Origin of the sequence: Enterobacter sp. R-1.6.2, from assembly GCF_035064085.1 — a bacterium.
Lineage (GTDB): Bacteria > Pseudomonadota > Gammaproteobacteria > Enterobacterales > Enterobacteriaceae > Enterobacter > Enterobacter asburiae_B.
On record NZ_JASEYI010000060.1, the window covers coordinates 1 to 5594 of the forward strand.

A 5594-nucleotide genomic window follows, 5' to 3' on the forward strand; every position below is an offset into this window, starting at 1 on the left:
TCGGCCCAGATCCGCGAAATTTTAATCAGCGAGTCAGCTTGGGAAGAAATGACCTGCTTATTCGCACCTTCCCTAAGGTACCAGCACTGGCTCAATGGCTACATACGGCACCTGGTTTACGATTACGATATAAAAGCTCAAGGATGATGAATTCTTTTCTTTATGATTTCGACGTTATTTGTCTCCTGCAACACCACGGGGTTGCTATAACCAGCGACGAACCCGTTGGGTATAGCGTTCCCATTCCAACCCGAAACGTTTTCGAAGCTGTACCTCTTCAACATGGATATGTAATCTGGCTACTACAAACATAAACAACGGTACAGCAAGTATCCCCACCAGGCTGCCAAAGCAGAGAGCAACGGATAACTGGAGCCCGCTCATTCCAAGGTAAATAGGGTTTCGACTCCATGCGTAACAACCGACAGTTACCAGCTTGGTGGTTCTATCCGGATGAAGCGGATTAAGCGTCGTGCCGTTCGTGCTCATCTGCCAAGCGGTGTGCAGTATCATGGTAATACAAACACCGGTCAGCAACACGCTTAGCACTATATTCACGATGTCGAAGGTAAAACGCGGGATTGCAGTCAACACATCAGTGACGAAAAACAGCAATAAGATGAGTGGGGGCGGAAACCATACTCTCAATCGAGTCACGAAGTTACGCATTACACAGACCTATCTCTGAACTAAGCAGCCTGATGGCTGCAAAATGAAAATCCAGTCCTTGCCATTCCTATAGTGACCATGAATCTGACATTATATGCCTGATCTGAAAAGTTATTTTTTTCATAACTGTCCTTATAACGGTGCGGGGTCAGTCCACACCTCTGTTCAGGTGAACAAATTCAGCAGACCACTTCACTGTTAAACCTGTGGCGATTCAGGGTGCCATGTGTATGGCACCTCATCTCTTATTTACTTATTGACTCCGTTACCGCCTGCCAGGTTATAAAGCCACCACTCAGATTATATGTCCTGAAGCCGTGGGCCTGAAGAATACGGTATGCCACATGCCCGCGCAGGCCACTCTGGCACCCTATAAAAATCTCTTTATCTTTAGGCACTTTTTCAAGATTCTCCCGCAGGGAATCCAGTGGAATGGATAGCGCGTCAGGATATTCGCCAAATTGTTTCAGTTCGGCAGGAGAGCGAATATCAAGTAAACAATAACTGCCCGGTTCCCGTTGTAACACATCGCTGACATGACATATGACCGTATCTCCTTTCATTACATTTGTCGCCACCATACCAGCCTGGTTAACGACGTCCCTTGCACTGTTAAAAGGTGGAGCATAAGTCAGCTCAAGATGTTCGAGATCGTTGACGGTAAGCCCCGCGCGCTGTGCGACAGACAGGACATCGATGCGTTTATCAACCCCTTTTTTCCCTGATGCCTGAGCCCCGAGAATTTTACCGGTATCGGGGCTGAACAGCAGTTTCAGACTGATCATCGTTGCCCCCGGGTAGTAACCGGCATGATCAGCGGCATGGACGTAAACCTTCTCGTATCGGGTGCCATGAACTTTCAGCTGCTTTTCATTCGCACCGACGCTGCCAATACTCAGCGAAAATACCTTACAAATGGATGTCCCCTGACTGCCATGGTAAAGGCTGTGACGATCTAGCATGTTATCAGCAGCAATGCGTCCCTGGCGGTTGGCGGGCCCTGCCAGAGGAAAATTAGCGGGTTCCTGAAAGACAAAGTCTGGAGTTTCAACGGCATCCCCCACGGCGTAGATGTCAGGGATACTGGTCTGCATACAGGCATTGACGCTTATGCCTCCCCGTTTACCCACTGCGAGCCCGGCTCCTGTGGCAAGGCTGTTCTCAGGTTTTACCCCGATGGCGAGAATAACCATGTCGGTCTGCAGAAACCCACCCTCAGACAGTGCAACGCGGAATCCCGTCTCTGTCCGCAGTACCTCGGTGAGCGCCGTTCTGAGACGCAGATCCACGCCATGACTCCGGATTTCCTGATGCAGGGCAGATGCCATTTCAGGATCAACCGGAGCCATAACCTGTTCCCCCATCTCCAGCAGGGTCACACTGATCCCCCGTTCGCTCAGAGCCTCCATCACTTCAAGTCCGATAAATCCCCCCCCGACAAGCGTGGTGTGAGCTACGTGATGTTGCTCAATCCACCCCAGGATAGCATCCATGTCAGTAAGATTTCGCAGCGTAAAGACACCCTCTTCCTGTAGCCCGGGCAAAGGAGGGACAACCGGAGCGGCGCCGGTACTGAGGAGCAGACGATCCCATTCTTCGCTATAGACCTCCCCTGAGGTCAGATTTTTAACCGTCACCGTTTTATTAACCGGATCCACTGACGTCACTTCATGACAGATACGGACGTCTATGTTAAAGCGGGATTTAAAATCCTCCGGGGTTTTCAGAATCAGTGACTGCCTTAAAGGAATTTTTCCGCCTATATGATAAGGTAATCCACAGTTGGCGAAAGAGACATCGCTTCCCCGTTCAAACACAACAATACTGACATCCTCTGATAACCGACGAGCTCTGGCTGCAGCGGATGCCCCGCCGGCAACACCACCAACAATCACTATTTTCATTACATCCTCTCTGTTCACCCGGGGCAAAAATGCCTGCCAGATATAATCGTTTCCCCGGGCCGGCAGGACGCTGCAGACCTGACGAACACGATGGCAAAATTACGATACCGTTAGTATACTAAATTATATTATATAAAAACACATAGTATGAGAAATCAGCAATGCTCATGAATGAAGACACAAAACGTCAGACAGATATGAAGAATGCGGCCCTGAGGGCAGCAGATGTCTTACGGGGACTGGCCAACAGCGACCGGTTGCTGTTGATGTGTCAGTTAAGCCTGGGGGAAGCGAATGTGGCCGGGCTGGAAGCGGCGGTCGGTATCACTCAGCCGACCCTGTCCCAGCAGCTGGGTGTAATGCGCCGCCTGAAGCTGGTCGAGACCCGACGGGCAGGTAAAATGGTATATTACCGTATTGAGGATAACCGTATCATGACGTTGTTAAATACCTTATATGATCTCTACTGCCCGCAGGCAGGCACCGGTAAAGGAAGCCATAACAACGAATAATATGATCCTGCTTTCCCCGTAAACCGTTTTATCCATGCATCATTAACCCTGTTCAGGCTGTGAAATGCCAGACCGGAACCTGCGATACCTTAACGGGAAAACAACAGTGGTCCGGATATACCAGCCGATGATGCCCGTCACGGACTGTATTTCTCGTTCACGCATTCACTGATTAACCCACTGATTCAATGGTGTTTAATACTGTGACGGTCAGAAAAAACAGCCACAGGAACACGGATGATTCTGCACTGTCAGTAATAGCCTGTGGCTGACAAACCGTTTTTTCTGCTGCCACGGGGTGACATTATTCAAGCAGGCTACGCAACATCCAGGCAGTTTTCTCATGTAACTGGATACGTTGTGTAAGCAGATCTGCTGTGGCTTCATCATTCGCATTATTAACGAGCGGGAACAGGGAGCGTGCAGTTTTAACCACGGTCTCCTGGCCCTGGACAAGATTTTCAATCATGTTTTTTGCTGCCGGAATATCCTTATCTTCATTAACCGCTGTTAAACGTGAAAATTCATGATATGTGCCGGGCGCGAAGCATCCGAGCGAGCGTATACGTTCAGCGATATCATCAACGGCAGTGGCCAGCTCATTGTATTGATTTTCAAACATTAAATGTAAGCTGTTAAACATGGGGCCAGTTACATTCCAGTGATAGTAATGTGTTTTTATATACAGGGTATAGGTGTCAGCAAGAAGCCGGGACAGGCCGTCTGCAATCTCCACCCGGGATGATTCAGCAATACCAATATCAATGATTTGTTTACTCATAACTACCTCTTACACGGTTTCAGTGGAATATACGATATGCGATTATTCTTTCCGGTCTGAGCAAAACACGCCTCAAATTTTTATAATAACCAGGTACACCTGTCGTCTGTCACACTAGCGATGCGCCAGAGCAATATCCTGCGACGGAACAATGAATTTCGCCGTGGCACGTGCCACTGTCTGCTGTCCTTTTGTCAGCCATGCTTCAAGCAGGTAAATCCCCCTGCGTTGCCCAAGCAGTCTGGCACATACCATCAGTTTGTCTCCGGTACAAACGGGTGAAATGAATCTTACCGTCAGTTCAGCCGTCAGGGCTTGCACACCCTGCATGAACAAACAATGAGTCATTGCTGCATCCAGCAGGGTACTCGTCATTCCGCCATGTAAAAGACCCGTATACCCCTGATGCCTGTGATTGGCCGTGTAGTCCGCACATACAGAGCCATCCGGGTGCTCTGAAAACATTAAGTTCACCGTATCAGGGTTGTTGTCGCGGGAACTACAGACCATACAACAGGTATGGGCCTTTCTGGCATCAAGATAACAATTCATCTGTTTCTGCTCAGCGTCCGGTTGTACTGACGGGAGGCATCCGGAATTCAGTCAGCTGAGGGGCTCCCCCGGCATCATTACTGCCTCCTCCACACATTCCGGCTTCTGGTTTATACACAATACGGGTCTGATAAAAATCACCGCCCGTGATGAAATAAACTCATGAATGGCAACAGCGCCCGTTTCCGTGATGATGCTGACGCCCACCCTGGCACGCATTTTCTGCTGTGTTCCCGTCAGAGTGACAGCATTTTTTCCCTTTCGCCTCATGATGAAAGGACTGGCGTCCCTGCTCCGGCTTATTCAGTTCAGTCAGAACACGGGTATCCGGATCACACAGTTCAGTGAACAAACGACGACCACAGTCAGTCTGGTACACCGCGATCTGATGCCCCAGTAATTTACCCAGCATCCGTTCCCCGATGTTACGGACCACAACGCGGCTGACTTGCTGTTGAACCAGCAGGTCAACCAGCTTCCGTTTACCTGAACAATCTGCGCCCAGCGCGGGATTTTCTGTCCGGCTGAGCTCCACACCGCGCTCATCCACCAGGACAAGGTGACTCGCTTTGGTAAAATGATTTGCTACCCGGTCGTCATTCACTGGAATGGCTGTGATCATCTTGTGTAACTCCTTCCCTTTCAGAGTGCATTATTAAGGCCTTGCCCTGAGTGAGACAGTCCACAACCTTAAAACGGGCTGCTTTCAGGACATTGGCCAGTGTCTGCCTTGAAACCCCCATTGCAACAGCCGCTTCCTGCTGTTGCATGCCCAGTAAATCGACCAGCCGTAACGCTTCAAACTCATCTTCTTTTAAATGAACATGTTCAAGCTGGCTCATCGGTCGCGCATTGGGCTTAAAACAGGTATCCGCAGGGCGGCCACAGATGTTACGGGGAATTCTGGGTCTTGGCATGAAGGCTCCTTATTGGCATATGCTATATATACACTCATAAACTGGCATATGCAATATACTCTGCTCACCGGTGGAGAATTTTTTGCTTTACCCTGGAGTCTGTAAGTGGGCAGCAGGTCATGAGAGATGAAGAGAAAGAAAACAGATACTGTATGAGACTCAATTTAAAGTGCTGCCATAAGGGGGTCGTCTCAGAAAACGGAATCTATGGTCACTCCCGTTTTTGCAACACCGATTTTGACGACAAGTTGGCTTGCTT

General features: G+C 49.4%; 7 protein-coding genes. 1 reads left to right on the forward strand and 6 read right to left on the reverse strand.

Annotated elements, in window-relative coordinates:
• Positions 1-204 precede the first annotated feature (204 nt).
• Both QMN93_RS25300 and QMN93_RS25305 read right to left on the reverse strand, forming a co-directional pair.
• Positions 205-669, reverse strand: a complete 465-nt coding sequence (locus tag QMN93_RS25300; RefSeq protein WP_001243598.1) for an isoprenylcysteine carboxylmethyltransferase family protein — start codon at positions 667-669, stop codon at positions 205-207.
• Positions 670-914: 245 nt separating this feature from the next.
• A complete protein-coding gene (locus QMN93_RS25305) occupies positions 915-2573 on the reverse strand; it encodes an FAD-dependent oxidoreductase (RefSeq protein ID WP_000706606.1) in 1659 nt (552 codons plus the stop codon).
• A 161-nt stretch (positions 2574-2734) separates the two neighbouring features.
• On the opposite strand from QMN93_RS25305, the gene QMN93_RS25310 reads away from it, so the two are divergent.
• The gene (locus tag QMN93_RS25310; RefSeq protein ID WP_000928911.1) at positions 2735-3085 is read left to right on the forward strand and encodes a helix-turn-helix transcriptional regulator; all 351 of its coding nucleotides are present in this window, start codon (positions 2735-2737) and stop codon (positions 3083-3085) included.
• 304 nt (positions 3086-3389) lie between these two features.
• On the opposite strand, the gene QMN93_RS25315 is transcribed toward QMN93_RS25310, so the two are convergent.
• From QMN93_RS25315 to QMN93_RS25330, 4 genes are all read right to left on the reverse strand, one after another.
• The gene (locus QMN93_RS25315) at positions 3390-3866 is read right to left on the reverse strand and encodes a Dps family protein (RefSeq protein WP_000043177.1); all 477 of its coding nucleotides are present in this window, start codon (positions 3864-3866) and stop codon (positions 3390-3392) included.
• A 114-nt stretch (positions 3867-3980) separates the two neighbouring features.
• On the reverse strand, positions 3981-4418 hold the full coding sequence (locus QMN93_RS25320; protein ID WP_016241611.1) for a PaaI family thioesterase: 438 nt from the start codon (positions 4416-4418) through the stop codon (positions 3981-3983).
• Between the two features lie 160 nt (positions 4419-4578).
• Positions 4579-5040 carry a NifB/NifX family molybdenum-iron cluster-binding protein gene (locus QMN93_RS25325; RefSeq protein ID WP_000626969.1) on the reverse strand — a complete coding sequence of 154 codons (462 nt, stop codon included), beginning with the start codon at positions 5038-5040 and terminating at the stop codon, positions 4579-4581.
• Positions 5015-5335, reverse strand: a complete 321-nt coding sequence (locus QMN93_RS25330) for a DUF134 domain-containing protein (RefSeq protein WP_001137910.1) — start codon at positions 5333-5335, stop codon at positions 5015-5017. Before QMN93_RS25330 ends, QMN93_RS25325 begins: the two co-directional genes overlap by 26 nt.
• Positions 5336-5594 lie beyond the last annotated feature (259 nt).